Consider the following 1,946-nt stretch of genomic DNA (forward strand, 5'->3'; position numbering starts at 1 on the left):
GATATTGACAGCAGCAAGGGAACTAAAGACATGGTTACAAGAGCAATAAAAAGCGGTGTTCCGGTAATGATTTTTAAGTAGAAATACATATCAAGGGCAGGCTGTAGCCTGTCCTTGATTAAAAATTAATAACGAGGAAAATTAAAGGTTGCCATGACCTGCAAGTGTTAGAGCACTTACAGGCTCATGCAGGTAACGAACCTACCCACACGTACAGCATAACGCTGTCACAGCAACCTATTTGATTTTACAATATTTTACCTGTTTATTCAATGCTTGAATAAATTCAGTATTGAATAAAGCACTTTTATTTTCCTCTCAAATTCAAAATTGAGAGGAGTTTATTAAAATGAGTTCAAGAATGCTTACTGTTTCAAGTGTTTATCCAAATTCATGCATAAAGCCTGTTCCGGCTGTCAGGGTACAAGGGAAATGGCTTGAGAATATCGGCTTTCATGTTGGCTGCAAGGTTGAAATTTACGAGAGTGACGGAGAAATTACAATCAAACTGGCTGAAAGCGATTGTAATACAAGTAAATCGTCAGAAACAGCTGAAAACAAAAAGAATAGCCCTAAGAACAGCAAAAGTAAGAAGCAGACACAAACCAGAGGCAGGAAGGTCTTATATGGTTAGCACAGGCAACAAGAAGGCTTTTTCATAGGTAAAGCCTTCTTTATATAAATATAGTTTTCCGGGAGGAATGGCACTGGCTGCGGTTTATAATGCGGAGCTTAAAGGCTTTACGCTATAAAGAAATTGCCGACATTCCTTCAATCGGAAAACAAAGTATGGTTGAGAGATGGAAAAAACTTTGCGTGTTTTTCTATCTCTAAGCTTTGCTTTGTGAAAAGGAAGTATACAGCTTTGTTTATAATGCAGGGATTTACGTTCTTACGCTGGCATATTAGAAATGCTGAATCCTTACACAGCCGAACCTTGACAATTTAAAACATTAAAAAGGAGGACATTTTTATGCACCCAAAACAAAAACACATTTATGTCGGTCTGGACAACCACAAAAATTCACAGACAGCGGTAATAATAGACTGCTTCGGAACAAAACTCTGGGAAATAACAATAAAGAACACCCCTGAGGATTTTGCACGGTTTTTAAAGGAAGTCAAAAGCTATTGTAAAAGAGGAATAACACCTTTGTTCGGTATGGAGGACGCTCTCGAATACGGAAGAGCCTTGACGGTTTTTCTTATCTCCAAAAAGCAAACTGTAAAAAAGGTAAATTCCAGCCTTACCAAATCCGAAAGAAGCAACCAATCAATAATTCACAAGGACGACAGCCATGATGCGCTATGTGTCGCACGTGTACTGTTAACCAAGCTGGAGGAACTCCATGATGCGGAAGTTACTGACGTTTATTGGACACTGTCCATGCTTGTAAACCGCAGGGAATCCGTTGTTAAGGCAAATACGGCAATAAAGAACCAGTTGCATTCACTTATCTCACACCACTACAGGAGTTACCGAAAGTTCTTTACTGTATTTGACTGTCCTACAGCACTTGCATTTTGGGAAAAGTACCCTTCTCCCGGCAAGCTCAAAAGCACAACAGTGGAAACACTGGGAAAGATACTCCATGAGAAGAGCCACCGTATATATGGAGAAGCTAAAGCAAAGGAAATTTTTGAACTGGTAGAAAATGACGGAGATACAACAACCAAATATCAGGAATCCCGCGACTTTATGGTAATAACCTGTATAAAGCAAATCAGGCAAAACGAAGAAGATATAAGGAATTTAGAAAATGAAATGCAAAAGCTGATGTCGGAGCTTGGACAAAAGCTTGAAACAATGATAGGTATTGACCTTGTTGCAGCTGCTTCGTTTATAGCGGAGATAGGAAACATACATAGATTTGCAACTGCCGACAAGCTGGCAAAATATGCAGGTATATCACCCATTTCCTATTCATCGGGGCAAAAGGACAGGC

The 1,946-nt window shown here is 39.4% G+C and carries 2 protein-coding genes; both read left to right on the plus strand.

Going from position 1 to position 1,946, the window contains the following annotated elements:
* Positions 1-349: 349 nt before the first annotated feature.
* Positions 350-634 (plus strand): SymE family type I addiction module toxin, encoded by a 285-nt coding sequence (locus LY28_RS18810; protein WP_110463695.1) that lies wholly within the window; start codon positions 350-352, stop codon positions 632-634.
* Between the two features lie 339 nt (positions 635-973).
* The coding region (locus LY28_RS18815; RefSeq protein ID WP_110463696.1) for an IS110 family RNA-guided transposase at positions 974-1,946 on the plus strand (973 nt) is incomplete at its 3' end.

Source organism: Ruminiclostridium sufflavum DSM 19573, from assembly GCF_003208175.1.
Lineage (GTDB): Bacteria > Bacillota > Clostridia > Acetivibrionales > DSM-1351 > Ruminiclostridium > Ruminiclostridium sufflavum.